This is a genomic window from Streptomyces lacaronensis, from assembly GCF_047337785.1.
In the GTDB taxonomy this organism is placed as follows: domain Bacteria; phylum Actinomycetota; class Actinomycetes; order Streptomycetales; family Streptomycetaceae; genus Streptomyces; species Streptomyces lycopersici.
Genome location: NZ_JBLHDK010000003.1, coordinates 10,040,525 through 10,067,244, shown reverse-complemented (window position 1 = coordinate 10,067,244; position 26,720 = coordinate 10,040,525). Strand labels below are relative to the sequence as shown.

Here is a 26,720-nt window from a genome sequence, read left to right as displayed (position 1 = left end):
CATCGGCACACGCGTCCGCCACAGGAAAGGCAAACCGCAAGGAAAAAGCAATCCAGGTGATGCTAAATGACTCAAATGGGTCATACGACACGGCTGATGCGCGAGTGATGCTGTCGCGCGAAACGCAATCAGGGCCCCGGCCGACCGTTCGGCGCGGAGCCACAGCCGAAGGAGCTGGACCTTGGTGCGCCGCACAGCACGAGAGAAGGCCGGAACCGCCGCCTCGGCGGTGACGGAGAGACTGCTCGCGGCCGGGACCGCGCTCCGCCGCCTCCCGACCACCCCCGACCTGAGGGCCGTCTACCGGACGGACCAGAGCGTGGAGGACTCCCCCTACCGCGAACGCTGGGCGCACGACCGGGTGGTGCGCTCCACCCACGGCGTCAACTGCACCGGCTCCTGCTCCTGGAAGGTCTATGTCAAGGACGGGCTGATCACCTGGGAGACCCAGCAGACCGACTACCCCTCGGTCGGCCCGGACCGCCCCGAGTACGAACCGCGGGGCTGCCCGCGCGGCGCCTCCTTCTCCTGGTACACCTACTCCCCCACCCGGGTGCGCCACCCCCTCGCCCGCGGTGTGCTGGTCGAGCTCTACCGGGAGGCCCGGGACCGGCTCGGCGACCCGGTGGCCGCCTGGGCCGAGATCACCGGCGACCCGGTCAAGCGGGGCCGCTACCAGTCGGCCCGCGGCAGGGGCGGGCTGGTGCGGATCGGCTGGGAGGAGGCCCTGGAGATCGCGGCCGCCGCCCATGTCCACACCCTGCGCGCCCACGGCCCGGACCGGATCGCCGGCTTCTCCCCGATCCCCGCCATGTCGATGGCCTCCCACGCCGTCGGCGCCCGCTTCATGGCGCTGATCGGCGCGCCCATGATCTCGTTCTACGACTGGTACGCGGATCTGCCGATCGCCTCCCCGCAGGTCTTCGGCGACCAGACCGACGTCCCCGAATCGGGGGACTGGTGGGACGCGGCGTATCTGATGCTGTGGGGCTCGAACGTGCCGGTCACCCGCACCCCCGACGCCCACTGGATGGCCGAGGCCCGCTACCGGGGCCAGAAGGTGGTCGTGGTCTCCCCGGACTACGCGGACGCCACCAAGTTCGCCGACGAATGGCTCCACCCCCACCCCGGCACCGACGGGGCGGTCGCCATGGCGATGGGTCACGTCATCCTCAAGGAGTGCTTCGTCGAGCGCCAGGTGCCCTACTTCACCGACTACGTCCGGCGCTTCACCGACCTGCCCTTCCTGGTCGAACTGACGGAACGGAACGGGCACCACATCCCCGGCGCCTTCCTCACCGCCGCCGCCCTGGCGGACACCGAACCGCGCCTGGGCGCCCACGCCGACGAGGCGGCCCGGCACTGGATGCCGGTGCTCTACGACGCGGAGACCGACCGGCCCGTGGTCCCCCATGGCACCCTGGGCGACCGCTGGAGCAAGGGCGGCGAAGGCCGCTGGAACCTCGATCTGGAGGGCATCACCCCCCGGCTCACCCTCCACCGCACCCCCGGCGCCCGGACCGCCGAAGTGGAACTGCCCCGCTTCGACGAACCCGGCGCCACCGTCCGGCGCGCCGTCCCCGTACGACGCCTCGGCGGACGGCTGGTCACCACCGTCTTCGATCTGCTCCTGGCCCAGTACGCGGTGGGCCGCCCCGGCCTCACCGGGCAGTGGCCCACCGGCTATGACGACGCCTCGGCACCCGCCACTCCGGCCTGGCAGGAGGCCATCACCTCGGTCCCGGCCGCGGCCGTGATCCGCGCGGCGCGCGAGTTCGCGGGCACGGCGGAGAAGACCCGTGGCCGCTGCATGATCGTGATGGGCGCGGGCACCAACCACTGGTTCCACTCCGACACCATCTACCGCTCCTTCCTCACCCTGCTGCTGCTCACCGGCTGCCAGGGCGTCAACGGCGGCGGCTGGGCCCACTACGTCGGCCAGGAGAAGGTGCGCCCGTACACCGGCTGGCAGCAACTGGCCACCGCCGCCGATTGGACACGGCCGTCCCGGCAGATGGCGGGCACCCCGTACTGGTACCTCCACACCGACCAGTGGCGCTACGAGCGGTACGGCGCCGACGCGCTCGCCTCGCCCACCGGCCAGGGGCTGTTCACCGGCCGTCACACCGCCGATCTGGTCGCACAGTCGATGCGGCTGGGCTGGATGCCCTCCTACCCGACCTTCTCCGCCAATTCCCTGGAGCTCGGCCGCCTGGTGCGGCAGAGCGGACGGCCGGCGCGGGAGTGGGTCGCCGAACAACTCGCCGGGGGTGAGCTGGAGTTCGCCTGCGAGAACCCCGACGCGCCCGAGAACTGGCCGCGCGTGCTCACCGTATGGCGGGCCAACCTCATCGGCTCCTCCGCCAAGGGCAACGAGTACTTCCTGCGCCATCTGCTGGGCGCCCAGGACAACACCACCGCCGAGGAGACCCCACCGGACCGCCGGCCGGCGGACCTCACCTGGCAGGACCGGGCGCCCCGCGGCAAGCTCGACCTGCTGCTCGCGCTGGATTTCCGGATGACCTCCACCACCCTCTTCGCCGACCTCGTGCTCCCCGCCGCGACCTGGTACGAGAAACACGACCTGTCCAGCACCGACATGCACCCCTACGTCCATGCCTTTACCCCGGCCATCAGCCCGCCCTGGCAGGCCCGCACCGACTTCGACATCTTCCACGGCCTCGCCCGCAAGCTCAGCGAACTCGCCGCCGGACGGCTGGACACCGCCCACGACCTGGTCGCCACCGCCCTCATGCACGACACCCCGGACGAGACCGCCCAGCCCGGCGGGACCGTACCGGACTGGCGCGACGGCCACACCCCCGCCGTACCGGGCGTGAACCTGCCGAACGTCACCCTCGTGACCCGCGACTACACCGCCGTCGCCGACCGCCTCGCCGCCTTCGGTCCGCTGGCCCAGCAGTCGGGCATGCAGGTCAAGGGCATCACGGTGATCCCGGACCAGGAAGTCGCCTGGCTGGCCGACCGCTGCTCCACCGCCACCCGCGGCGCCGCGGCCGGCCGGCCCCTCCTCGACACCGACGCCAAGATGTGCGAGGCCATCCTCGCGCTGTCCGGCACCACCAACGGGCGTCTCGCCGCCGAGGGATTCGCCCGGCTCGCCGAGCACTGCGGCCCCGGCTCCGGCCTCACCGAACTGGGCGCCTCGGTGGCCGAACGCCGGGTGGTGTTCTCCGACACCCAGGCCCGCCCCGTCCAGGTCGGCGCCAGCTTCGAATGGTCCGGCAAGGAGGCCCCCGACCGCCGCTACGCGCCGTTCACCATCAACACCGAACACCGCAAGCCCTGGCACACCCTCACCGGCCGCCAGCACTTCTACCTCGACCACTCCTGGATGGCCGAGCTCGGCGAACAACTCCCCGTCTACCGGCCGCCGTTGGACCTCGCCGCCCTCGGCGAGGCCCCACCCGGGGCGGACGGCGACACCGGACGCGGCGACACCGGACGCTCGGTCACCGTCCGCTATCTCACCCCGCACTCCAAGTGGTCCATCCACTCCGAGTACCAGGAAAACCTCATCATGCAGACCCTGGCCCGCGGCGGCCCGGTCATCTGGCTCAGCGTCCCCGACGCCGAGGCCATCGGGGTATCGGACAACGACTGGATCGAGGCCGTCAACGCCAACGGCGTCGTGGTCGCCCGCGCCGTGGTCTCCCACCGCATGCCCACCGGCACGGTGTTCATGTACCACGTGCAGGAACGGCTGGTGAACGTGCCCAAGTCCGAGGCCACCGGCCGCCGCGGCGGAGTGCACAACGCCCTCACCAAGCTCCTCATCAAACCCACCCACCTCATCGGCGGCTACGCCCAGCTCTCCTTCGCCCCCAACTACTACGGACCCACCGGCAACCAGCGGGACGCGGTCACCGTCATCCGGCGCCGCTCCCAGAACGTGGAGTACTGACATGCCGCGCCAACGGCCGCGCAGCCCCCGGGTGATGGCCCAGGTCGCCATGGTCATGAACCTCGACAAGTGCATCGGCTGCCACACCTGCTCGGTCACCTGCAAACAGACCTGGACCAACCGCTCCGGCACCGAATACGTCTGGTTCAACAACGTCGAGACCCGCCCCGGCCAGGGCTATCCCCGCGGCTATGAGGACCAGGATGCCTGGAAGGGCGGCTGGCACCTCAAGGGCGGCAGGCTGGTGCCCCGCACCGGCGGCCGCGCCCGCCGCCTCGCCCGGCTGTTCGCCAACCCCGAACTGCCCCGGCTGGACGACTACTACCAGCCCTGGACGTACGACTACGACACCCTCACCACCGCCCCGCTCGGCGACGACGTGCCCACCGCCCCGCCCCGCTCCCTCGTCGACGGCCGCCCCACCGCCGTCACCTGGGGCCCCAACTGGGACGACGACCTCGGCGGCGGCCCCGAGCACATCGCGGGCGACCCGGTCCTGGCGAAGATGAGCGACAAGGTCCGGCTGGAGTACGAGCAGGCGTTCATGTTCTACCTGCCGCGCATCTGCGAACACTGCCTCAACCCCTCCTGCGTGGCCGTCTGCCCCTCCGGCGCGATGTACAAGCGGATCGAGGACGGCATCGTCCTGGTCGACCAGGACCGCTGCCGCGGCTGGCGCATGTGCGTCAGCGGCTGCCCGTACAAGAAGGTCTACTTCAACCACCGCAGCGGCAAGGCCGAGAAGTGCACCCTGTGCTATCCGCGTATCGAGGCCGGGGAGCCCACCGTGTGCTCGGAGACCTGTGTGGGGCGGCTGCGCTACCTCGGCGTCATCCTCTACGACCCCGACAAGGTCGGCGAGGCCGCCGCCACCCCCGACGAGAAGGACCTCTACGAGGCCCAGCTCGGCTGCTTTCTCGACCCCGAGGACCCCGACGTGGCCCGCGCCGCCGCCGATTCCGGCATTCCGCACGACTGGATCGAGGCCGCCCGGCGCTCCCCGGTGCACGCGCTCATCAGCCGATACCGGGTCGCCCTGCCGCTGCACCCCGAATACCGCACCATGCCCATGGTCTGGTACGTCCCCCCGCTGTCCCCGGTCGTCGACGCGCTCACCGCCACCGGCCACGACGGCGAGGATCCCGTCAACCTCTTCGGCGCCATCGACAGCCTCCGCATCCCGCTGGGCTATCTCGCCGAACTCTTCACCGCGGGCGATCCCGGGCCGGTCGAGGCCGCCCTGTGCCGGCTGGCCGCGATGCGCAGCCATATGCGCCGGATCAACCTCGGCGAGGAGCGCGACCCCGCCATCGCGGCGGCCGTCGGCCTGGACCAGGACGGCATCGAGGCGATGTACCGGCTGCTCGCCCTCGCCAAGTACGAGGAGCGGTACGTCATCCCCACCAGCTACACCGCCACACCCGGCGGCGACGCTCCCACGGATTCCTGCAGCCTCGACGGCGACGGCCTGCCCGGCATGATGCCGTACGGCGACACCGGCGCCTTCCACGCGCCCCCGGCACCCGAACCCGCCGGTGCCGGATCCGGCCTGGCCGGCCGGCTCAACCTGCTGAACTGGAACGGCCGCGGCCGCCCCGCCGGGCTGTTCCCCCAGCGCGACGAGGGCACCCGGTGAACCCGGCCGCCCCCGCGGCGCACCAGGCCGCCGCCCTCCTCCTCGGCTACCCCGGGCCGGACTGGCCCGCCCGCCACGCCCTGGTACGGGACTGCCTGACCGAACTCACCGTCCCCGCCGCCACGCCGCTGCTGCGGTTCTGCGCCGCCGTCGACGGCGTCCCGGTGCTCGACCTGGCCTCTGCCTACGTCCGGACCTTCGACCGCAGCCGCCGCCGCACCCTGCACCTCACCTACTACACCGACGGCGACACCCGCCGCCGCGGCGGCACCCTCGCCGCTCTCAAGGCACACTACCGCGCCCACGGATGGGCGCCCCCCGAGGACGAACTCCCCGACCACCTGCCGCTGATGCTGGAGTTCGCCGCCCGCTGCCCGGACCCGGGCACCCGGCTGCTGCTCGACCACCGCGCCGCCCTGGAGCTGCTGCGGATGGCCCTCACCGACCACGGCAGTCCGTACGCCGACATCCTGTGCGCCGTCTGCGACACCCTGCCCGGCCCCTCACCCGCCGACCGCGCCGCGGCCCTCGCACTCGCCCGCGGCGGACCGCCCACCGAAACCGTGGGCCTGGCCCCCTTCGCCGCGAACACCCCCACCGCCACCCCCCTCGCGAGAGGAACCGGCCAGTGAACCACCTGCACATCGCCCTGTGGGGCGTCCTCCCCTACCTCGTCCTCACTCTCTTCACCGCCGGCACCGCCTGGCGCTACCACTACGACCGGTTCGGCTTCACCACCCGCTCCAGCCAGCTCCACGAACACCGCATGCTCGCCATCGGCGGGCCGCTCTTCCACTACGGGCTGCTCTTCGTGATCGCCGGCCATGTCGTGGGCCTGCTCATCCCCGAAACGCTCACCGAACGGCTGCGCGTCAGCGAATCGCTGTACCACGCCAACGCCCTGCTCGTCGGCGGCACCGCGGGGCTGGCCACCGTCACCGGTCTCGGCATCCTGCTGTACCGGAGGCTGCGCGTGCCCGCCGTACGCGCCGCCACCAGCCGCGGCGACCGCGTCGTGTACCCGCTGCTCGCCACGGTCCTGCTCGCCGGGCTCACCGCCACCGCCACCGGCGCCGGCCACCACTCCTACGACTATCGGCGGGGCGTCTCGATCTGGTTCCGCAGCCTGTTCACCCTCGACCCCGACGTGCCCGCCATGGCCCACGCACCTCTGGTCTACCGGATCCACGCCCTGCTGGCGATGGCCCTGTTCGCCCTCTGGCCCTTCAGCCGCCTCGTCCACGCCTTCACCGCCCCTATCGGCTACCTCACCAGGCCCTACGTCGTCTACCGCTCCCGCACCCCGGCCCCCCGGCGGTAGCGGGGGGGCCGGGGCATCGCCCGGTCAGGACGGGTTGTCCGCGTGGGTGAGGGTCGTCCAGGCGTTGAAGTAGTTGTCCGTGCCGGACGGGCGGTGGGCCTCGGTGTACTTCTGGGTGTTGGACATGCTGATGCCGAGGCGGTTGTGGAGGGCGTTGAAGCCGACCTCGGTGACCTGGTCCAGGCCCTTCTTGACGGAGCCGCCGCACAGCCAGGACGGCACGGCGGTGCCGTTCTCATAGGCGGTGTGGAAGCCCAGTGCGTAGCGCAGCCGGTCCTGGATCTTCGGGTAGAGGTCCTGGCCCTGGATGCGGCTGGTCTCCGCGATGTCCGCGATGGAGGCGATGCCCCAGCCGGTGTGCCCGAAGTCGCGGCAGGTCTCCTGGGCGAGGCCGTCGGCGAAGGTGCTCTGGCCCTGCCAGTACTTGATGATCTCGGCCTCGGTGTCGATGCTGCTGTCCGCGGGCGGCTTGGGCAGGTCGCCGTCGCTGGTCAGGTATACGTACGCCGGGACGCGGTCGAGGTAGGTGCTGACCGCCTTGTCGTAGGCGGAACGGTCATCGAGGAAGACCGCGATGCCGATGGCCGCCTCGGTCATCACCAGTTCCCAGTTGCCGTTCTTGGTGGCGGCGCCGTTGATCACCTCGGGGAGGTACACGTCGCGCAGCATGGTGGCGAAGCGTCCGGCGCCCGACCAGCCGCCGTCGTAGGTGTACTTGATGATCTCGGCGGCGCGCGGCCAGGTGGCGCCGGACCAGCCGGACTGGAGCGGGGCGTTGCTGTTGGTGTGATCAGTGATCGTGGAGGACCAGGCGTCCATGATCTCGATCGACTTCTTGGCGTATCTGCTGTCCCGGGTGAAGTACCAGGCGAGCGCGTCGGTGTACGCCGCGATGGCGTCCTGGCGCTCCTCGGTGCACCCGTGGTTGGGGTTGGACGACGAGCCGCACTCCACGACGGCGCGCGGTTGGGGGGTACGCGACAGCGAGGCGTAGGAGCTGCCCAACATGTCGTCGTAGGCGGCCTTCCAGGGCTGCTGGCCTGCCTGCACCTTCGAGCGGGCGTAGTCGAGTTGGGCCCGGCTCACCAGCACCCCGGGGTGGGTGAAGGCGGCCGGCGCGGCCGTGGCCCGTGCGGCCGGTCCGCCGAGCTGGAGGCTCAGCAGACCGGCCAGCAGGGCGAGAACACTGAGTAACGCGGTTCTGGTTCGTGCCATCCCATGACCTCTTCTGTTCATGGATGAGAACACAGTTCCCACATACGGACAGGATGGTCTGGACCATAAGGACAGCTCGTGAACAAGTCAATGCCGGTCGACGTCGGACGTGGTCAGAGGACGTCGTAGGTCAGGTGCGTCGCGGTCGTTGTCGGGGTCACGCTCCGCTGGACCAGTGTGCGCGGCGCTCCGCCGGTGAACAGTGGCGTTCCGGCACCCAGCACGACGGGCGCGAGGTGCAGCGACACCACGTCGACCAGTCCGGCCTCGATCGCCGAGCCGACCGTGGCGCCGCCGCCCATGAGGATGACGTCGAGATCCTTGCCGCTGTCCGACGACGCCGCCTCGGCGCGCTCACGCGCGGCGGCGACGGCGTCGGGCAGACCGGTGGTGATGAACGTCCAGTCGAGGTCGGTGAGCCGTACCGACTCCGGCGGCGAGCTCGTCACCACGACGAACGCGGGCCTGCCGACCTCGCCGGCGCCGTAGCCGACCGTGTCGTCCCAGCCGCCCGGCCCGTCGACCACGTCGAAGAGCCGGCGGCCGAGGACGACGGCGCCCGAGCGGACGGTCCCCTCGCGCAGCACCCGGCGGTCGTCGGGGTCGTCGGAGAACGCCCAGGTGTGCAGGGCCTCGCCGCCGGTGCCCAGGCCGCTGTCCGGGCCGGGGTCGGGCCCGGTGACGAAGCCGTCGAGGGAGACCGAGATGTCAGCGATGATTCGAGTCATGTCAGGGCAGACCCGATCCGCCGCCCGAACTCATCGCTCCGGCACATCGGCCTCACATACTTGCCGGTCAACACGCAAGTTACTTGTTAGGATATCCGCGTGGTCACCACTCGCCGTACCCAGCAGGAGCGCCGCGCCCAGGCCGAGGCCGCGTTGCTCAACGCCGCCGCCGAACTGGTCGTGGAGCACGGTGTGCGGTCGCTGACGCTGGCACGGGTCGGCGAACAAGCGGGGTACAGCCGTGGGATCGTCACCCACCACTTCGGCTCCAAGCAGACCCTGATCGAGCGGCTGGCCCGCACGACGCAAACCGGCTTCGTCCCCGGGCTCGCGGACCTCCCGCCCGGACTGGACCGGCTCCTGCGCCTCGTCGACGGCTACATCGGCGCCTCCGGGGGCGCCGGAACGATGAACCGGGCCTTCCTGCTGCTGTGGGCCGAAGCGGCCACCGCGTCCGAGCTGGCCCCGATCTTCCGCGAGCGCGACGAGGCGTTCCGCTCCGATCTGCGCATCGACGTCGCCGCCGGGATCGCCGACGGCGACGTGCGCCCGGACATCGTCCCCGACGACGTCGCCATCGCGGTCCTCGGACAGCTGCGCGGGATCGGACTGCAATGCCTCCTCGACCCCCACACCGTCGACACCGCACGGCTGCGCCACACCGTCACCGACCACTGGCGCCAGGCATTGCGTGTCCCCTAAAGGGCATGAGTTCCGCCTGAAGGGCACGAGTCGCGTCGCCATGGAGGGACGCCGTCCGGTCGTGCGCGTCAGGTGGTGGCCAGCAGCAGGTCTTCCCCGCTCGATGGGCGGAGGCCGTCGGCGCGATCGGCGAAGTAGCGCTCGGCGAGCGAAGCTCCCGGCACATGCCGGACGTCCTTGAATCCGGCTTCGCGGGCCAGTTCCAGCATCTCGGGCGGTGTGTAGAAGCTGATGAACGGCGTTCCGGCCGCTTGCGCGCCTTCCTTGCTCGCGCGGAGGCCGGGGCGGTCGGCGGCGTCGAGAAGTTCGGCCGGCAGCAGGAAGGTCATGGCGAGTGTCGAGCCGGGCGCGAGCCCGGCGATCTGCCGCAGGGTGGCCGCGGTGGCCTCTTCGGTGAGGTACATGGTGACGCCGGTGGAGACGATGACCGCGGGCCTGCCGGCCTCGAAACCGGCCGCGGCCAGCTGTTTCAGCCAGTCTTCGCTCGCCTCGAAGTCGACCGGCACCAGGCGCAGCCAGTCGGGGACGCCATAGCCGAGTTCGTCCAGGCGATGGCGTTTCCATGCCTGCGGGCCGGGCTGGTCGACCTCGAAGACCCGCACGCGGGAGGCGGTCTCCGGCCTGCGCTGGGCGAAGGTGTCCAGGCCGGCCCCCAGGATGACGTACTGGGTGACGCCGTGGTCGGCCCGCTCGGCGATCAGGTCCTCGATGAAACGCGCGCGGGCCACCATGGCCGCCCGGAACCCTCTGGTGGCGTCCGGGTCCATGTCGGGGCGGCGGCGCCAGTCAGCGTCGGGGGCCGCCAGCAGCAGACCGATCTCGTCCTCGAGCACATGGGGCGGTGGGTCGACCTGGACATGCATCGCCCGCCAGAGGGCGGTCCTTACCGCGGTACTGTCCGGCGCCCCGGTCTGCTCGTCCACCACGGTGTTCCCCTTTCGTCGCGGTCAGTCCTTGCCGGGGGCCTGGAGGTTCCACAGGCGTCCGTCGGGGTCGCGGACGGTCATCTCCCTGGTCCCGTAATGGGTGTCCTCGAACGGCGTGACCACCTCGACGGCGGGGTCGGGACGGAACGCGTCCGCGTCCGCCACCTTCAGCACGATCCGCGTCTGCGGCTCTCGATCCTCGGGGACCTCGGAGATGAAGACGTACGGCCCGTCGCCGTTGCGGAGCCGGCCGGAGTCGTGGTCGGTGGCGAACTCCAGCTCGTACCCCAGCGCCTGGAAGAACCTCGCCGACTTACCCCAGTTGTGGGTCGTCAGGAACACGGCCTCGATTCCTTCGGTCGCCATGTCAGCCCTCCTTCTCGGTCGATCGCTGTTCGTGCTCATGGGCGTCGTCGAGGTAGGCGCGCAACGCTTCGGCGACCAGTGCCGACAACGACATGCCCGACTCGATGGAGTGGTACTTGACCTGCTTGATCAGCTCGATCGGCAGGTACACGTTGAACTGCTTGACTTCCCTGTCACCCACGAGTGCGATGCTAGCATCCTAGCAAGCTAGAAGACGATAGGCGCGGCGGCCATGGCGAACCATCCAGTGCCGGCGCCTACTCCAGCCCCCGCTTCCCCGGCGCCCAGAACGGCTTGGTGAGCACCGCGCGCCGGTCCCAGCCCACCTCCCGGACGAGCACCTGCCGCACCCGCTGCACGGTCCGGGCCTCCCCGGCGACGTAGGCGATCCCGCCCGACTCCGGGGCGAGGCGTCGCACCGCGTCCGGGAGCGAAGTGCCGCCCCTGGACAGCCAGTCGATGCGGTCCGAGTGGGTCAGCGGCAGCCGGTCCGCGGCCGTCTCCGTCTCCACGCAGCCGGAGACGCGCGCCCCGGGCGGCAGTGCGGCCAGCATCGCGCCGAAGGCGACGGACGCCGTCTCCTCCCCGACGAAGACGTGATGGGCGGCCTCGGGCCGCAGCGTGAAGGACCCCTCGGGTTTGCCCAGCCGCACCCGCGCGCCGACCTCGACGCTCCCGCCCCAGCGCGCCCCCGGCCCCGCTCCGGCGTGGTCCAGCACGCACAACTCGACGGCGCCGGAGGGGTCATAGGCCCACACGGAGTACGTACGACGGATCAGCCCGGAGCCGACCAGGACGCGCACCTGCTGCCCGGGACGGACGTCGAGCCCGGCGAGGGCGTCGCCCTCGATGCGCAGCCGCCGCATACGGGCGGCGATCGGTTCGGCCTCAGTGACGGTGCCGCGGAGCGTCAGCAGGTCCAGGACCGGGTCCAGCAGCGTGGGCATGGGAGTGCTCCTCGGGGAACTCGGGGGCGTGCGGGGGGAGTTGGGCGGCCACGACCGGTCAGAACGCGATAGTACGCGTTCTCGATCGAATGCGATAGTACGCGACTTGGCACCTCGCCGAGGGGGAACACCAGCTCGCGGTCGACGACGATGTGATCCCGCTGCCGGGCGCCCGTGTGGCACTGGTCGTCGGCGATGTGGTGGGCCACGGCATCCACGCCTCGGCCGGCATGGGCCGCCCGCGGACGGCGGTGCGGACACTGGCCGACACCCTTGGCGCCGACGTCCAGCCCTACGCGTTGCGGCTGTACGGCGGACGCCGGGCTCGCCGTTCAGGGAGAACTCGGTGGCGGCGGGACGCCCCGGACACGGCGCTCAATCGCGCCGTGCGGAGGACCGGTTCGCGGAGCCGTTGATCACGAACTGCGACGCCTCGATCGGCTTGCGCAGCGCCAGGTTGGTGCCCGCGGGCGGGTCCCCCGGATTCTCCCCGCCCGCCTCCCCGCGCACCTCCACCTCGGAGAGCTGGACGGCGTTCCAGCCCGTGTTGCCGGTCACCTGTACGCGTACGTACCGCCCCTCGGCCGTGACGTCGAGCGCCACGGTATTGCCGGACGATGGCGAGAAGTCCTTGCGCACGTCCGGAACCACGGTGGTGAAGTCCTGGCCGTCGGTGCTCGCCTGGACTCTCACCGCCTCGGTGCGGGACTCCCACGACGCGGGGAGCTTCAGTACCACCTCGTCGAGGCCCGTCTCGCTCCCGAGGTCGATCTGCACCCACTGCGGGAACGAGCCCGCGGGCCCCTCCCAGTAGGAGGCCTGGCTGCCGTCGGTGACATTGCTCGCCGGATAGGAGCCGTGGGCCCCACTGGCCGTCACCGGCCTGCCCAGCGCCGGATTCACTCCCTCCGCGGCCCGGGCGCCCTCCGCGGCATGGGCTGTCACGGGCAGCAGCCCGACCGTGAGCAGACCCGCCGTCACAAGCCCGGCGGATAACCGCCGACCGTGATGTCTCATAAGGCCTTCTCGATCCTTCCCCTGAGCAGGCCCAGACGATGCCGCGGTGGTGCCGAGCCAGCCGCAGTGCGAGAGTTGAGTGATTTCGTCTATCTTTTGCAGCGATGCTTTGACAGATTTCTACCGCTCATCGGCTCTGTCAACGACTCGGCACCCGGCGGCGCTTGGTCGGCCGCAGCGGGAACGAACCCCGCTCGGGGAAGGTCAGGGCAGTACGACCAGTTCACGGCTGGTGCGGTTGAGCCGCTCCCCGCCGTCGTCGGTGCAGATGACGATGTCCTCGATGCGGGCTCCGAACCGGTCGGGAAGATAGATGCCCGGCTCCACGGAGAAGGCCATACCGGGCTCCAACGGCAGGGCGGAGCCCGCCACGATGTAGGGCTCCTCGTGCGTTTCCAGCCCGATGCCATGACCGGTGCGGTGGATGAAGTGCGGCCCGAAGCCCGCGTCCGTGATGACATCCCGGCCGATCGCGTCCAACCGCTCGGCGGTGATACCGGGCCGTACCGCGTCGGTCTGGGCACGCTGGGCGGTCAGCAGCACCTCGTACAGCCGTCGGTACTCCGCCGGTGGCTCGCCGACGACGTAATCGCGGGTGGAGTCGGAGCAGTAGCCGTCTTCGGTGGTCCCGCCGATGTCGACCACCACGGGGTCACCGGGCAGGATCACCCGGTCCGACAGCTCATGGTGGGGGCTGGCACTGTGCGGTCCGGAACCGACGATGACGAAGTCGGCCCGCACATGGCCCTCGGCCACGATGGCGTCCGCGATGTCCCGGCCGACCTCGCGTTCGGTGCGCCCGGCGCGCAGCCACTCGCCCATGCGGGCGTGCACCCGGTCGATGGCCGCCCCCGCCCGGCGCAGCGCCTCGGCCTCGGCCTCGGTCTTGCGGATCCGCAGCCGGCCGAGTACCTCTCCGGCGAGTGCCTGGTCGGTGTCGGGCAGCACGGCACGGAAGGCGACGACCTTCTCGGCCCACATGTGGTTGTCGACGCCGACCCGGGCCATACCGGCGGGCAGCCTGGCCGCGACGAGGGCGTACGGGTCCTCGGTCTCGGCCCATCCGCTGATCTCGATCCCGAGGTTCCCCGCCGGGGACGCGAGCGCGGCAGGCCGCTCCAACTCCGGTACCAGGAGAAAGGGTTCGCCGTCCACGGGGAGCACAAGACAGGTGAGCCGCTCCAGGGGAAGGGCGTGGTACCCCGTCAGATACCGCAGGTCGGCGCCGGGACTGATCAACAGCGCGCCCAGACCCGCGTCGGCAGCGGCCTCCCGCGCGCGCACCAGACGGTCGGCGGGGTAGAGATCGGCAGGGATCACAGGGAGTTCTCCATCCTGGTGTCGGACCGGCCCGAGGCAGCAGACCAGAGCGCCTCGACCGGCCGGAGCCCCGGTCGGAGCCCCTTCTCACGGCCTCAGTCTCCATAGAGTGCGGCACGAGCCCGGCGTAGCCAACACGAGGCCTTGCCGAGCGACAAGACCGCGATCGCCACCTGGCATCACGTCATTCACCGGTCATGAACGCAATCAGCTTGGGCCGAAACTGAGACCCTGAGCTCGTTGACCCTCCGTCCCGAGCGGTGAGCCGTCCCCACGATGGCCCGGCTCATCGCTCCGGACCTCACCGGCCGCCGGGCACCGGTCACCTCCGGCGGACCGGAGTGATGCCGTCGGCCATCGGGAGCGGCTTGAACACATGGTCGTGGTCGTCCCGGTGGTCATGGCCCGGGTGACGTCGCGCCAGGGCGCGGGCGCGTGCGCTCACTTCGTCCGTGGACACGACGCACAGGCCGACGAGCACGTCCTCCAGGGCGGCCAGCCAGAGCCGGTAGTAGTGAAATGGCTCCTCCTGTGTCGGCGCGGTCTCCCGGGCCGCGATCCGGGCGATCAGCGCGGCCTGGAACCCCGGCCAGGTGAAGGCGCCCGCCTCGTACAGGCTGACGGCCATGGCGAAGGCGCGGCCCTCCCAGGGCTCGGCGAACACCAACTCGCCGTTGGAGCGCGGCGGTGCGGCCGGGCCCTCGATGTCCAGCGGCGCGGTCATGGCGCCACCACCTTGGCCACGCCGACCATCGCGTCCCGGGTCACCAGCGGCACGAGTTGTTCCTCGGACAGGTGCTGGGTCCCGGCCGGGCGCTCGGGCAGTACGAACCAGCGCACCTCACTGGTGGAGTCGTGGACGGTGATCCGCACGTCGTCGTCGAGTTCGAGTCCCATCTCGGACAGCACCGTGCGGGGCTCCTTCACCACGCGTGCGCGGTAGGCAGGGTCCTTGTACCAGCTCGGCGGCAGGCCGAGCACCGGCCACGGGTAGCACGAGCACAGGGTGCACACCACCACGTTGTGGGTGGTCGCGGTGTTCTCCACGACGATGATGTGCTCACCCTGCGCCCCTGAGAAGCCGAGCTCCTTGATGGCCGCCGTGCCGTCGTCGAGCAGCCGCCGCCGGTACTCCGGGTCGGTCCAGGCCCTGGCGACGACCTTGGCGCCGTTGAGCGGGCCCACATTGGTCTCGTACGTGGTGATCACCCCCTCCAGCACCTTCGGGTCGATCAGACCCCGTTCGGTGAGCAGTTGCTCGAGTGCCTCGGTACGCAGGGCCGCGGGAAGGGTCTCGCCCGCCCCGCCGTTGGTGGCGGTCATGAGGTGGTCTCCAGGTAGCTCTCGAACAGCTCAACGGTGAGCGCGAAGGGTTCGGTGTCGGCGCCCCACAGCTCGCGTGAGTCGAATCGCACCGAGTAGACGTGCTGCGGATGCTCGCCCTGGAAGTGGGCGTTGGTGTCCGGCAGCACGAAAGCGGGCTGGACGATCTCGACAATCCCGGTGTGTCCCCGTACATAGCCCGGCAGCCGGGTGTGCCCGGGCACCGGCATGGCCCTGGCCCGTACCCGCTCGCCGACGGCGAAGGCGGGGGCGGTGGCCACGGAGCGCAGCGAGCCCTCGGCGGTCGGCGCGTAGTCGGGTACCGCGGGCTCGGGGATCGGCGGCTCCGCCACGTGTTCGCCCCGTAGGTTGCGGGCGCGGGCGTCGATGGCACCCGGCGCCAGGATGGCGCTGTCGGTGAGCATCAGCTCCGCGCCGTTGAGCCATCGCCCGTAGTAGCCGTCGTTCAGGTAGGCGGCCCGGTCCAGGCGCTCGAGCGCGTGCCGGAAGGCGTCCAGGTTGACGCCGCCGAACGCGATGCGGCCGGAGAGGCTCGCCAGCGCGAATGCCCGGCCCTGCCAGGGCTCCTCGAAGACCGGCTCATCGCGCCTCGGCGGCTGAACGGGGCCCCATCCCGGGGTACCGCCCATATCGGCAATCCCCTCCACGACACCACTCCCCAAATATGGACATAATGGATTAGATGGCCCGAATCGTATACGCCAGGTGTCATCCGTGTCGCGTTCCGTACTCTGGCGGCATGCGCATGCGCCCCACTTTGAGCTGGACCCCTGCCGAGGACCTGCCGCCGGGCAGCACGGATCTGGAACCGGTCGCCGACGCGCTGAGCACCGGCGGTGTGCTGGTGCTCAGCGGGGCCGGCATCTCCACGGAGTCGGGCATCCCCGACTACCGGGGCGTGGGCGGGAGCCTGAGCCGGCATACCCCGATGACCTACCAGGACTTCACAGCCGACGCCCGGGCCCGGCGCCGGTACTGGGCCCGCAGCCACCTCGGCTGGCGCACCTTCGGCCGCGCCCGTCCCAACGCCGGGCACCGGGCCGTGGCCGCGTTCGCGCGGCACGGCCTGCTCTCGGGCGTGATCACCCAGAACGTCGACGGCCTGCATCAGGCGGCCGGCAGCGAGGGCGTGGTGGAACTCCACGGAAGCCTGGACCGGGTCGTCTGCCTCTCCTGCGGCGCCTTCAGCCCGCGCCGCGAACTGGCCCGGCGGCTGGAGGAGGCCAATGCGGGCTTCGAGCCGGTGGCCGCCGGAATCAACCCGGACGGCGACGCCGACCTCACCGACGAACAGGTCGGGGACTTCCGCGTGGTGCCCTGTACGGTCTGCGGCGGCATCCTCAAACCGGACGTGGTGTTCTTCGGCGAAGCCGTTCCGCCGAAGCGGGTCGAGCACTGCCGCGAGCTGGTCCGTGAGGCGGCCTCGCTGCTGGTCCTGGGCTCCTCACTGACGGTGATGTCCGGGCTCCGGTTCGTCCGCCAGGCGGACCGGGCCGATAAGCCGGTACTGATCGTCAACCTGGACCCGACCCGGGGCGACCGGCACGCCGCCACCCGGGTCGCGCTCCCGCTGGGAACGGCCCTCACCGCCGTGGCCGACCGGCTGGGCATCCCCGGTCAGCAGCCGGATCCGTGATCTGACCGCTCACAGGGAACCGGTCAGGAGTGGGAGAACCAGGCTGGTCACCGAGACCACCGCCCACAGGCAGGCACCGAGGATGAGCGGTCGGGGGCCGGTGCGGCGCAGTGCGGCGAGGTCGGTGGACAGGCCCGTCGCACAGAGCGCGACGGTGATGAGGAAGACCGAGAGCTCGCCGAGTCCGTGGTGGGCGGCGGACGGGATGAAACCCAGGCTGTTCGCCGTGGTCATCAGCAGGAAGCCGATCAGGAACACGGGCACCAGCTTGACCACCTGAAGCCGGGGACGGCCCGTGGCCTCCGGCGCGGCACGGTTGCGGCGTCCCACCAGCCAGGCCAGTCCCAGGCAGATGGGGATGATCATGAGGCTGCGGGTGAGTTTGACGACGACCGCGTAGTCCGCCGCGGTGCGGCCGTAGCCGGTGGCGGCGGCGACCACTGAGGAGGTGTCGTTGACCGCCGTCCCCGCGAAGAGGCCGAAGCTGTGCTGGCTCATCCCCAGGAGGTGGCCGAGGAGCGGGAAGGTGAGCACGGCGGCGACGTTGAACAGGAAGATGGTGGAGACCGCGTAGGCCACCTCGACCCCCGCCGCGCCGATGACCGGGGCGGTCGCCGCGATCGCCGACGCGCCGCAGACGCCCGTGCCCACGCCGATCAGCGTCCGCAGGTCCCCGGCGATGCCGAGCCACCGGCCGATGCCGTACGCGACGGTCAGACAGACCACCAACGAGCCGGTCATCACCGGAATCGAGCCCACGCCCACCTGGACCATCTGGGCCAGCGACAGTTGCGAGCCCAGGACGACGACCGAAACCTGTAGGACCCACTTGCTCGCGAAGCCGATGCCGGGACTCCACCGCGCTCCTGGCCTCTTCAGGGCGGCCAGCAGCACACCGAGGACGATCCCGGCCACCGGGCCGCCGACGAGCGGGAACGTCTTCCCCACCGCCGTGCCCGCCACCGCGAGAGCCAGGACGAGGGCCAGACCGGGTACGAGAGAGGCCACGGCGGGCCGGGACGCCCGCGCCGGTCCGGCCGCCGGCCGGGCATCAGCCTCCGGCCGGGCAGTGACCGGACAGTCCAGATCTTCGCTCATGGCCTCGACTTCGCTCATGGCCTCGACTCTGATGCGCTCCGGACCAGGGTTGTAGCCCCGAGATCGTGAGGAGGTCATAGCCAAGAGGCATGACTGCCGACCGGGTCCGCCCCATACCCTGGAGCTATGAGCCAGTTGCCGGATCCGGAATCGCTGCGGCTGCTCGTCCTGGTCGGAGACGTGGGGAGCTTGAGCGGTGCGGCGGCGCAGCTCGGTCTTACGCAGCCCTCGGCGAGCAAGCGGCTGTCCGCGCTGGAGCGCAGGCTGGGCCTGGTGCTGGTGAACCGGACGCGGCGGGGATCGCAGCTCACCGACGCGGGCCGGGCCGTGGCGGGCTGGGCACAGCGGGTCCTTCAGGAGATGGAGGGGCTGCTGACCGGCACGGAGGCGCTGCGCACGAAGCGGGACGCCGAGCTGAGGGTGGCGGCCAGCATGACGGTGGCCGAGTGTCTGGTACCGGGCTGGATCGGCGAGCTGCGCCGCACGCGGCCGGAGTTGTACGTCGGTCTCCAGGTGACCAACAGCGAACAGGTTCCGGATCTGCTGCGCAGCGGAGCGGTGGACCTGGGGTTCGTCGAGTCACCGCGGGCCCCGGCGGGGCTGTCCGCCCGGCAGGTCGCCCGCGACCGGCTGCTCGTGGTGGTCGCCCCGGGGCACCCCTGGACGCGCCGCCGCCGCCCGCTGAGCGTCGCCGAGCTCGTGGCCGCGCCGCTGGTGCTGCGCGAACGCGGATCGGGCACCCGCGAAACCCTGGACCAGGCTCTGCGCAAGGCCGGCGTGGGCGAACCGCAGCCCCTCCTGGAGCTGGGGTCGGCGACCGCCGTGCGCAATGCCGTGATCGCCGGAACCGGCCCGGCAGTGATCAGCGAGCTCGCGGTAGAGGCCGACCTCGCCGATGGCCGCCTCGTGTCGGTGGCGGTCGAGGGCATCGAACTACGCCGTGATCTGCGGGCTGTCTGGGCTTCGGGCCGCGTCCCCGTCGGCCCCGCGGCGGAACTCCTGGCCGTGACGAGACGCCGCGGAAAGAAGGCCTGAGGCGCTGCGGGGCCGACATGGCCAACGCCGCGGAACTGCTGGACCGACGCCATGCCCGGCGCACTTCCCAGAGCCCGTACAATTCCCGGCCAGCTGGCGAAAAACGCGCGGTCGAAGGCATGGGCAAGGAGGAGCCGCGATGGCAACGGGGGGATGGGGTCTGCCGAACGACCCCGGGCAGGGCGGCAATCATTGGGGACCGCCACCGGCACCCGGTCCGTACGGGCCGCCACCGGCACCGGATCCGTACGGGCCGCCACCGGCACCCGGTCCGTACGGGCCGCCACCGATACCGAACCCCTATGGGCCCCCGCCCCCGCCGCCCGGGCCCTACCGTCCGGCGCCCAGGGGCCGGCGCTGGTACCGGCGAGTGCCCTTCCTCTCCTTCCTCGTCCCCCTGCTCCGCCTGGCCCACCGGCCCGCGCGGAAACTGTTCGACCAGGACGGCGGCGGGCGTGTCCACGACCCCGTGGTCGACCGCGTCCAGATCACCCGCACGGTGCTCGGTGTCCTCGCGACGTTCGCCCTCTACTACACGTACGGATCGGACGGCGACCTGAAGGACCAGGCCAGTGAGAGTGCCGCCCAACTCATCGTGACCCCGGTCCTGCTCCTCATCGCCGGACCGTTGATCATCGCCCTCTTCATCCGCTACGCGCCCGCGGAGCGGCGGCGGTTGCTGCGCTCCCGGCTCAGTGTCCCGGCCAAGACCGTCGGCTGGTACGTCCTGACCGTGGCCGTCCTCGCCGCCACGTTGTGGGGGATTTCGGCCAACACCGGGGTACTGGAAGGGCTGCACGGGGTGTGGCTGTTCGTGGCCGCCGTCCCCGCACTCGCGTTCTTGCTGTGGGGGCTGCCGTTCTTCTTCCTGGCCTCGGCCTACGTCGCCCGCTCCGCCTTCAACACCGCCTATGTGCACGCCGCGCTGCCTGCCGTGCTCACCGTGGTGATGGTCTGGATCATCGCCGTCTTCAACCTGACCGGGAGCGGCATGCCCAACGGGCCGCTGTGGGCCCAGTTCTGCTCCCTGTTCGGCGGGCCGCTGTCGGTGACCGTGCTCTCCCTGTGGGAGCTGCACCGACTGCGCACACGCCACGGCGTGACCATACGCGGCTGAGCCATCCCCCTCTTCGGGTATCGCGGCGCGCGGCGGTCGCACCTGCTTCTTCGCCCGCATCGTGTTGATGGCGGAGAGGCCGGCCTGTGGGCGAGAGTGAGCTGTACTACCGGGACGCGACCGAGCCGGCGGAACTCATCGCGGGACGGCAGGTATCCGCCATGGAAGTGGTGCGGGCGCGTCTGGACCGTATCGCGGCCGTCGACCCGAAGATCAACGCCGTGACGGTGACCGCCGAACGGGCACTCGACGCGGCGCGCACCGCCGAGGCGACGATCCTGCGGCTCGGCGCGGCCCTTGAGGAAATCAGCCCGGTCCGCCACCGCCACCCCTACCTCGGCTGACCCCGCCGCCGATCCATCCGGAGGGGGACGCGGAGCTGTCAGCGCACCGTCAGGCGCCGCAGGTGTGACACCGCCGCATGCGCCGACCCGTCGACCTCGATGCCGACGTAGCGGGCCGTCGCGGAGGCGGTCAGTCGGCGCACCCGGCCCCGGCCGGTGAGGGTCCCGGCGTCCCGGTAGGTGATGCCGTCCGTGCTGAAGCCGACCTTCGCGCCCGGCGCCGTGCCCGTCGTCCACTCGGTCTCCACCAGGCGGACCGGGCGGGCCGCGCCGAGGTCCACGACCATGCGGCCGCGCGCACCCGGCTTCCAGGCCGTGTGGGCGTCGCCGTCCACCGCCGCCGCGGGGTCGGACATGCCCTCCGGCAGCGGGCTCGTGGGGAAGACGGTCCTGCCGAGGGCCAGGTCGTCGTGCGGGTGGGCGGCCGCGCCGTCCAGGACGACGGTGATCGTCCGGTCCGCTCTGACGACGGCGACGCTGCTGTGCCCCTGGGCCCGGACGCGCAGGGCGCAGGAGGCCCCGGACAGGCGCACGGTCGCGCCGTCGACCACCTGGACCCGTAGGCCCGGCGGCAGGCCCCGGCTGGTGAGGGGGGTGAGCGTGAAGCGCGGGGCCAGCACGACCGCCGTGGCGGCGGGCAGCGCGGCCTCGAAGGACGTGCCGTCGGCGGTCAGTCTCTGGGTGCCCTCGAAGACCACCGTGTCCGTGCCGGTGCGCGGGATCGTGATCCGCGTCCTGACGGACTCGCCGGAGAGGTTGAACAGGGTCAGGTGCCCGTCCGTCAGCGTCGTGCGCACCTCGGTGGCCTCCGCCGTGGGCGCGGTCCTCCGGGCGATCGCGCGCAGCCTCCCGGCCGACGTGCCGGGGAAGCCCTCGACGAGGAGGGGTGCCGCCGGGCCGTCCCCGAGGACGATCTTGTCGTCGTAGACGCCGATCGGATTCCGGCCGTCCCGCACCACGAGCCCGGCGCGGCCGTCGACGTCGAGCCAGCCGCCGCGGCTGCTCACCGCCGGCCTCGGCCCGGTCGCCAGATCCCTCCAGTCCCGGCCGTCCGTGGAGCCCTGGACGCGGTAGGCGCGGCCGGCCGCCGATTCCCAGCGCAGGGTGACCCGGTCGACCCGGCGCTCGGCGCCGAGGTCGACGGCCAGCCAGCTGTCGGCACGCGGACGATCGGCCTTCGACACCGCCCAGCGGGTGGCCGCGTCGCCGTCGACCGCGAGCGGCGCGCCCTTCCCGGCGTCGGCCGACGAGGCGGTGGCGGACCCGCCGTGCGCGAGGTCCGCGCCCTGGGCGCCGTCGCGCACCTCGAAGGCGTACAGGGAGTATCCGTAGGCCGGGTCGGGCCGTACGCCGAGCATGCGGACGTGGCGCACCGTCGCGGGTGTGAAGCCGAGGTCGTCGACCCGCCCGGCGGGTGTTTCGGTGGAGGTGTCGCGGGCGCGGACGGTCGCCTCGCCCTCCTCGAAGCGGTAGGTGCGCGCGCCGTCGAGCCCCGGCATGCCGGGCATCGTCAGGTTGTGCACCTCGAGGTGGCCCTCCGCGTCGGCGGTGCCGCCGCTCGCGTAGACGATCGAGCCCGTCGGGAGCGTCGCGAACCCGGCCCAGCCGCCGTCGAGGCGCAGAAGCGTCGCGCTGCCGTCGAAGCCGTCGCGCGGGGACTCGTACACGCGCACGGTACGGCCCTGGACCTGCGCGGCGGTGGTGGGCAGGAACATCGGGGTCGCGCCGCTGACCCGGAACAGCCAGTCGTCATGGGCCGGTTGCCAGGCGAACTTCACGAACCCGGGCTTCGTCACGGCACCGGCCCACGCGGTTCGCGACTGGTGCGACACCAGTCCGGGGCCGGTCCCGAAGTCCGTGACACCGGAGGCCCGCGCGAACAGTTCCTCGCGCGACAGCGCCTTGACGGGCCGCCCCGACGCCGCCGCCCACACGTGCAGCAGGTAGCTGATCGCGATCTCGGCGCGTGCCTCCGGCTCGTACTTCGGCTCCCCGGAGAACTTCGCCATCCGGTGCTCGGGCGGGTACTGCTGGTACGCCTCCAGCCGTGCCGCCAGTTCCTGCTCCGCGCGCGCCGCGGCCCGGTCGCGCATCACCTGGGAGAGGAAGGCCAGCGGGATGACGTCCCTGCCGTAGAGGTGCTCGCGGTCGTCGACCATCGGCATCAGCGGTTCGCCCGCGTCGCTCATGACGCCCAGCAGCGTGCGCCACAGCGGCTGGGCGTTCGGCTGCCGTGTGAGGACCTGCGGGAGGGGGCGCCCGGCGGCCAGGAAGTGCGCGGCGTTGCGGCCGGAGGTGCGCCACAGCTCCTCCTGGTAGTGCGGGCCGAAGGAGCCGTGGTTCTCGACGATGAAGGTGTCGTAGAGGTTGCGGGCGGTGTTCTCGGAGACGGCGACGCCGTCCACGCGGGCGGGGTTGGCGAGGTCGGCGGGCGGCAGCCCCGCCTCGTTGCGCGACCAGATGCCGTACCACGTGGCCCAGTCGGCGGCGCGGCGGTCGTCGTGGGCCCACGCGAGCGCCGGTGCGAGGGTCTGCGCGTACAGGCCCATCTCTTCCAGCTTGGTGTCGCCGACGTGTCCGCCGGTCAGGCCGTTCGGTGTCCAGTCGCCCGAGGCGGGGTCGTCGCCGCTGCCCAACGAGGTGGTGTAGGCGGCCTGTTCGCGGACGATGGTCTCGACGTGTCGCCGCGTCGCGGTGTCGAGGTCTTTCCACAGCAGCCGGGCGGCGAGGACGAAGTACGACTGGAAGGTGGTGTCGAAGAAGAGCGTGCGGCCCCACTCGTCGCCGCCGGTGAGCCGGTTCGACGCGGCGAAGTGACGGATGGTGGCGAGCGTGCGCCGCTCGAGGGTCTCCCGGTCGGTGCCGGCGCGCTCCGCGTCATAGGTGCCATGGGTGAGCAGGACCGCGTGGCCGAGGACCACAACGAACCCGAAGTCCTTGGCCCGGTAGTGGCCCTGGGCCTCGTCCCACTGCGTCTCGGACCACCGGGTGTGGTCCAGGAGCACCCGCAGGTAGGTGGCCGCGACGGCGTCGGGCGACGGGTCCGAGTCCGTACGGCCCTGCGCCGCGTGGGCGCTCGCGGCTCCGGTGAGCGGGGGCAGGGCGGCCAGCGCGCCCGTGAGACCGGCGAGGTGCAGGAAGCGGCGGCGGTCGAGGGACAGGGATCGGTGCGACACGGAACGCCACCTCGGAGGCTGGACAACGTTGTCAGAGGGTGTCCGCACATTCTTCGGCGGTCCCGGTCCGCGCGTCAACAGGTGTGACGTGAGAGCCATTCACCGGCTTTCGATCCGCGGGGTGCGCCGGCCACCTCGCCGTCCACGATTCGCCACCCGTGGTCAGTGGATGCGGCCGCGCAAAGCGGAATTCACCGCTGGCCGTCGTTCCGGAGCGCGTCGTAGATGGCCGTGACATAGGTGCCGCTTCGGTCGGAACCGATGATGCCGGGGGCCATCCTGTTCATCATGTAGGAAATCGTCATGCGCCGATCGAGGTCCATGATGATCATTGACCCGCCCCAGCCTCCCCAGAAGCAGATCCTTCCGTCGGGGATCCAGGCGATGGTGTCCTTCTTGGGCAGCGCATAGCCGACACCCCAGCGCAGCGGGATGCCAAGGACCAGGTCCACACCGCATGCCTGCTCGTTGAAGATGAGATCGATCGTGTCCGGGCCGAGCAGGCGGATGCCGTCGACCTCACCACCGCGAGCGATCGCGGACAGCACACGTGCGACGGAGCGAGCGTTGCCGTGCCCATTGATCGCGCCCATGTCCGCGCGGCGCCAGTCCGGTGTGTTGGCGTCGTTCGCCTCCACGGAGGGTCCGGTCGCGGCCTTGACGCCCGGGTTGTCCGCTCCCAGGGCGTCGGCGTCGAAGCGCACGGGGGGTGGCGGGATCACGTTCGCGATCCGGCCCCAGTCCTCCTCGGCGGCGCCGATCTGGAAGTCGGCGCCCAGCGGGCCGGCGATCTCCTCGGCGACGAACCGCTTCAGGGGCTTTCCGCTCACGCGGCGGATGACCTCGCCGAGCAAGTGACCGAAGTTCGTCAAGTGGTAGCCCGATGCCGTTCCCGGCTGCCACCACGGGGCCTGAGCGGCCATCCGGGCGGTGGACCTCTCCCAGTCGTAGAGGTCCTCGAGCACGGCGGGCTGGTCAAGACCGCCGACCCCGGAGGTATGCGAAAGAAGGTGGCGGATTTCGACGCCCTGTTTGCCGTTGGCGGCGAACTCCGGCCAGTACTCCGCCACCGGTGCGTGGATGTCGAGTTCGCCACGATCGACCAGCATGAGCGCTGCCAGGCTGGTGACGGCCTTCGTGGTCGACCACACATTGGTGATGGTGTGTTCGTCCCACGCCACGGTGCGAGCCGGGTCGCGGAAGCCGCCCCACAGGTCGATGACGACGTCGCCGTCCATGTCGAGGACCAGGGACGCGCCCAGTTCCTCGCCGGAGGCCACGTTCTGTTCGAACTTGGCGCGGACGGTGTCGAACCGGGCGTCGTGCCTTCCGTCTATGTTGCTCATAGCCGCCCACGCTAACAGCTGACGCCACGTCAAGGAGCAGGGGTCAAAACCGGGCGGCACGCGGGTTAAAGAAGAAGCAAGCCACGGTCGAAGCTGGTGTCTGAGGACAGACCGTCACCGCCGACGACGTCGAGCTGTGGGGCGCGTTGAAGAAGAGGCCGCCTCCGCGCACTGGCCGCGAAGGCTGTCACCGGGCGACATGCCGGTGGATCGTCGTGGTGAGGCGTCGCAGCGCGGCATGGGCGGGTGGGCCCCAGGTGCGCTTGCCACCCGGACGGCCGTGGACGCCCGCCTCTCCGATGAGGATGCAGACGAGGGCTTTCAGCACCGCCCAGCCGCGGGCGCGGCGTCGGGTCGCTGTGTCCGGGGTCGGCTGATAGGCGTCGTAGAAGCGGTCGACGGCGCCGTCCGGCAGCAGCATCCAAGCGGCGGCGAGATCGCAGGCCGGATCGCCCGCGAAGAGATCGCCGAAGTCAATCACGCCGCAGAAGGCGCCGTCCTCGGTGAGGACGTTGGCCGGATGCAGATCGCCGTGCAGCCACAGTGCCGGTCCCGTCCAGTCGGGCGCGGCGACGGCGTCCTCCCAGACGGCGCGGACGGCGTCCGGGTCGGCGATCAGCCCCGGCTCGGTGGCCGAGGCCAAGGTCCGGGCGAACCCCTCGGCATGGTCGGTCAGCGGTCCTCCACGGTCGCGGCCGGTCGGCGCCCCGTCGGGGGCAGGCCGGTGAAGAGCGGTCAGAAACGCGGCCAGGGTGTCGGCCGCCTCCGCGGCGCGCGTGGCGGGGGCGCGGTCGGCGGGCGTTCCCGGCACCCAGGTGGTGACGATCCAAGGCCGCGGAAACCGCTCGGAGGGCTCGCCGAGGCGCTGCGGGACGGGGACCGGCAGAGGGAGACGCGGGGCGAGGGCGGGAAGCCAGGCGTGCTCCTTGCGCAGCAGCGCGTCCGCGGACGGCGTCGCCCAGGGCAGCCGGACGGCGAGGTCGTCGCCGAGCCGCCACAGCTGGTTGTCCCAGCCCCGCGCACCGAGCCGCACAGGGTGATCGGCCAGGTCGGGGTGCTGGTCGCGCAGCAGATCCCGGACCAGTTCCGCGGTGATCTCGATCTCGGGGTGGGTCATGCGGAGCCACGATAGCCGGACAGTGACCCGACGTTCGCGACATCCGGCAGGACGTGGTCCTGGGCCTCCGTCGTCCCAGCCGGGCAGGAGACGACGGCTGCGGGTCGGTCCTGGCCGCAGGGTTTCCTACACTCACAGGATGAACAACTACACGTGCACCCATTGTGGCACCGTCGGTCTGGCGGAAGGTTTCATCGAGGACGCCGGCGAGCACTCGCGCGGGTATGCGCGCTGGATCGAGGGCGCGATGGAGCGGGGGTTTTTCGGGGGTGCCAAGCGGACGGGCCGGCCCCGGCGGCAGATAGTGGCATTCCGCTGCCCCAAGTGCGGGCACCTCGAACTGTTCGCCACCGACGAGGTGTAGTCGGCCCTCGTCGGCCCGGACGCCCGTGCGAGCGGTCGCG

Annotated in this window: 25 protein-coding genes and 1 pseudogene; 11 read left to right on the top strand and 15 right to left on the bottom strand. The window is 71.4% G+C overall.

Annotated features, from left to right (window positions below; translation table 11 throughout):
* Positions 1-184 precede the first annotated feature (184 nt).
* The 4 genes from ACMTAK_RS43550 to narI are packed head-to-tail and all read left to right on the top strand — an operon-like array spanning position 185 to position 6,882.
* Positions 185-3,925 carry a nitrate reductase subunit alpha gene (locus ACMTAK_RS43550; RefSeq protein ID WP_413813173.1) on the top strand — a complete coding sequence of 1,247 codons (3,741 nt, stop codon included), beginning with the start codon at positions 185-187 and terminating at the stop codon, positions 3,923-3,925.
* Between the two features lies 1 nt (position 3,926).
* Positions 3,927-5,561, top strand: a complete 1,635-nt coding sequence (narH, locus tag ACMTAK_RS43545) for a nitrate reductase subunit beta (protein ID WP_413811253.1) — start codon at positions 3,927-3,929, stop codon at positions 5,559-5,561.
* Positions 5,558-6,193, top strand: coding sequence for a nitrate reductase molybdenum cofactor assembly chaperone (narJ, locus tag ACMTAK_RS43540; protein ID WP_413811252.1), 636 nt, complete (start codon positions 5,558-5,560; stop codon positions 6,191-6,193). Before narH ends, narJ begins: the two co-directional genes overlap by 4 nt.
* Positions 6,190-6,882, top strand: coding sequence for a respiratory nitrate reductase subunit gamma (gene narI / locus ACMTAK_RS43535; RefSeq protein ID WP_413811251.1), 693 nt, complete (start codon positions 6,190-6,192; stop codon positions 6,880-6,882). The genes narJ and narI overlap by 4 nt, the downstream gene beginning before the upstream one ends.
* A 24-nt stretch (positions 6,883-6,906) precedes the next feature.
* Here the strand turns inward: narI and ACMTAK_RS43530 are convergent, their stop codons facing one another.
* Both ACMTAK_RS43530 and ACMTAK_RS43525 read right to left on the bottom strand, forming a co-directional pair.
* Complete coding sequence (locus ACMTAK_RS43530; protein ID WP_413811250.1) at positions 6,907-8,097, bottom strand: alginate lyase family protein; 1,191 nt, start codon at positions 8,095-8,097, stop codon at positions 6,907-6,909.
* A 113-nt stretch (positions 8,098-8,210) separates the two neighbouring features.
* A complete protein-coding gene (locus tag ACMTAK_RS43525) occupies positions 8,211-8,825 on the bottom strand; it encodes a dihydrofolate reductase family protein (protein WP_413811249.1) in 615 nt (204 codons plus the stop codon).
* A gap of 99 nt (positions 8,826-8,924) precedes the next feature.
* Between ACMTAK_RS43525 and ACMTAK_RS43520 the strand changes: the two genes are divergently transcribed.
* Complete coding sequence (locus ACMTAK_RS43520) at positions 8,925-9,527, top strand: TetR/AcrR family transcriptional regulator (RefSeq protein ID WP_413811248.1); 603 nt, start codon at positions 8,925-8,927, stop codon at positions 9,525-9,527.
* Positions 9,528-9,595: 68 nt separating this feature from the next.
* Here the strand turns inward: ACMTAK_RS43520 and ACMTAK_RS43515 are convergent, their stop codons facing one another.
* The 4 genes from ACMTAK_RS43515 to ACMTAK_RS43500 all read right to left on the bottom strand — a co-directional run bounded on the left by ACMTAK_RS43515 (position 9,596) and on the right by ACMTAK_RS43500 (position 11,766).
* Positions 9,596-10,453, bottom strand: coding sequence for a class I SAM-dependent methyltransferase (locus ACMTAK_RS43515; RefSeq protein ID WP_413811247.1), 858 nt, complete (start codon positions 10,451-10,453; stop codon positions 9,596-9,598).
* A 21-nt stretch (positions 10,454-10,474) separates the two neighbouring features.
* Positions 10,475-10,819 (bottom strand): VOC family protein, encoded by a 345-nt coding sequence (locus ACMTAK_RS43510; protein ID WP_413811246.1) that lies wholly within the window; start codon positions 10,817-10,819, stop codon positions 10,475-10,477.
* Between the two features lies 1 nt (position 10,820).
* Positions 10,821-11,000 (bottom strand): ribbon-helix-helix domain-containing protein, encoded by a 180-nt coding sequence (locus ACMTAK_RS43505; RefSeq protein WP_413811245.1) that lies wholly within the window; start codon positions 10,998-11,000, stop codon positions 10,821-10,823.
* Positions 11,001-11,076: 76 nt separating this feature from the next.
* The gene (locus tag ACMTAK_RS43500; RefSeq protein WP_413811244.1) at positions 11,077-11,766 is read right to left on the bottom strand and encodes a siderophore-interacting protein; all 690 of its coding nucleotides are present in this window, start codon (positions 11,764-11,766) and stop codon (positions 11,077-11,079) included.
* Between the two features lie 149 nt (positions 11,767-11,915).
* Here ACMTAK_RS43500 and ACMTAK_RS43495 point away from each other — a divergent pair.
* Positions 11,916-12,182: pseudogene (locus ACMTAK_RS43495) on the top strand (SpoIIE family protein phosphatase); the annotation flags it as partial.
* On the opposite strand, the gene ACMTAK_RS43490 reads toward ACMTAK_RS43495, so the two are convergent.
* The 5 genes from ACMTAK_RS43490 to nthB form a co-directional block, all read right to left on the bottom strand.
* A complete protein-coding gene (locus ACMTAK_RS43490; RefSeq protein ID WP_413811243.1) occupies positions 12,142-12,783 on the bottom strand; it encodes a discoidin domain-containing protein in 642 nt (213 codons plus the stop codon). The pseudogene ACMTAK_RS43495 and the gene ACMTAK_RS43490 sit on opposite strands and share 41 nt — an antisense overlap.
* Before the next feature lie 204 nt (positions 12,784-12,987).
* Complete coding sequence (locus ACMTAK_RS43485) at positions 12,988-14,103, bottom strand: M24 family metallopeptidase (RefSeq protein WP_413811242.1); 1,116 nt, start codon at positions 14,101-14,103, stop codon at positions 12,988-12,990.
* 322 nt (positions 14,104-14,425) lie between these two features.
* Positions 14,426-14,827: a nitrile hydratase accessory protein gene (locus ACMTAK_RS43480; protein ID WP_413811241.1), complete on the bottom strand. Its 402-nt coding sequence runs from the start codon at positions 14,825-14,827 to the stop codon at positions 14,426-14,428.
* Entirely contained in the window at positions 14,824-15,426 is a 603-nt protein-coding gene (nthA, locus tag ACMTAK_RS43475) for a nitrile hydratase subunit alpha (protein ID WP_413811240.1), read from the bottom strand. The genes ACMTAK_RS43480 and nthA overlap by 4 nt, the downstream gene beginning before the upstream one ends.
* Positions 15,423-16,094 (bottom strand): nitrile hydratase subunit beta, encoded by a 672-nt coding sequence (nthB, locus tag ACMTAK_RS43470; protein WP_413811239.1) that lies wholly within the window; start codon positions 16,092-16,094, stop codon positions 15,423-15,425. The genes nthA and nthB overlap by 4 nt, the downstream gene beginning before the upstream one ends.
* A gap of 92 nt (positions 16,095-16,186) precedes the next feature.
* Between nthB and ACMTAK_RS43465 the strand changes: the two genes are divergently transcribed.
* Entirely contained in the window at positions 16,187-17,083 is an 897-nt protein-coding gene (locus ACMTAK_RS43465) for an NAD-dependent protein deacetylase (protein WP_413811238.1), read from the top strand.
* A gap of 9 nt (positions 17,084-17,092) precedes the next feature.
* On the opposite strand, the gene ACMTAK_RS43460 is transcribed toward ACMTAK_RS43465, so the two are convergent.
* Positions 17,093-18,199 (bottom strand): YeiH family protein, encoded by a 1,107-nt coding sequence (locus tag ACMTAK_RS43460; RefSeq protein WP_413811237.1) that lies wholly within the window; start codon positions 18,197-18,199, stop codon positions 17,093-17,095.
* 108 nt (positions 18,200-18,307) lie between these two features.
* Between ACMTAK_RS43460 and ACMTAK_RS43455 the strand changes: the two genes are divergently transcribed.
* From ACMTAK_RS43455 to ACMTAK_RS43445, 3 genes are all read left to right on the top strand, one after another.
* Positions 18,308-19,216, top strand: coding sequence for a LysR family transcriptional regulator (locus ACMTAK_RS43455; protein WP_413811236.1), 909 nt, complete (start codon positions 18,308-18,310; stop codon positions 19,214-19,216).
* 370 nt (positions 19,217-19,586) lie between these two features.
* The gene (locus ACMTAK_RS43450) at positions 19,587-20,333 is read left to right on the top strand and encodes a hypothetical protein (protein WP_413811235.1); all 747 of its coding nucleotides are present in this window, start codon (positions 19,587-19,589) and stop codon (positions 20,331-20,333) included.
* 86 nt (positions 20,334-20,419) lie between these two features.
* On the top strand, positions 20,420-20,677 hold the full coding sequence (locus ACMTAK_RS43445; protein WP_413811234.1) for a hypothetical protein: 258 nt from the start codon (positions 20,420-20,422) through the stop codon (positions 20,675-20,677).
* Between the two features lie 38 nt (positions 20,678-20,715).
* On the opposite strand, the gene ACMTAK_RS43440 is transcribed toward ACMTAK_RS43445, so the two are convergent.
* The 3 genes from ACMTAK_RS43440 to ACMTAK_RS43430 form a co-directional block, all read right to left on the bottom strand.
* Positions 20,716-23,853, bottom strand: coding sequence for a discoidin domain-containing protein (locus ACMTAK_RS43440; protein WP_413811233.1), 3,138 nt, complete (start codon positions 23,851-23,853; stop codon positions 20,716-20,718).
* 191 nt (positions 23,854-24,044) lie between these two features.
* Positions 24,045-25,199 carry a serine hydrolase domain-containing protein gene (locus ACMTAK_RS43435; RefSeq protein ID WP_413811232.1) on the bottom strand — a complete coding sequence of 385 codons (1,155 nt, stop codon included), beginning with the start codon at positions 25,197-25,199 and terminating at the stop codon, positions 24,045-24,047.
* A gap of 187 nt (positions 25,200-25,386) precedes the next feature.
* A complete protein-coding gene (locus tag ACMTAK_RS43430; protein WP_413811231.1) occupies positions 25,387-26,316 on the bottom strand; it encodes an aminoglycoside phosphotransferase family protein in 930 nt (309 codons plus the stop codon).
* Positions 26,317-26,455: 139 nt separating this feature from the next.
* Between ACMTAK_RS43430 and ACMTAK_RS43425 the strand changes: the two genes are divergently transcribed.
* The gene (locus ACMTAK_RS43425; RefSeq protein ID WP_210945700.1) at positions 26,456-26,680 is read left to right on the top strand and encodes a hypothetical protein; all 225 of its coding nucleotides are present in this window, start codon (positions 26,456-26,458) and stop codon (positions 26,678-26,680) included.
* Positions 26,681-26,720 lie beyond the last annotated feature (40 nt).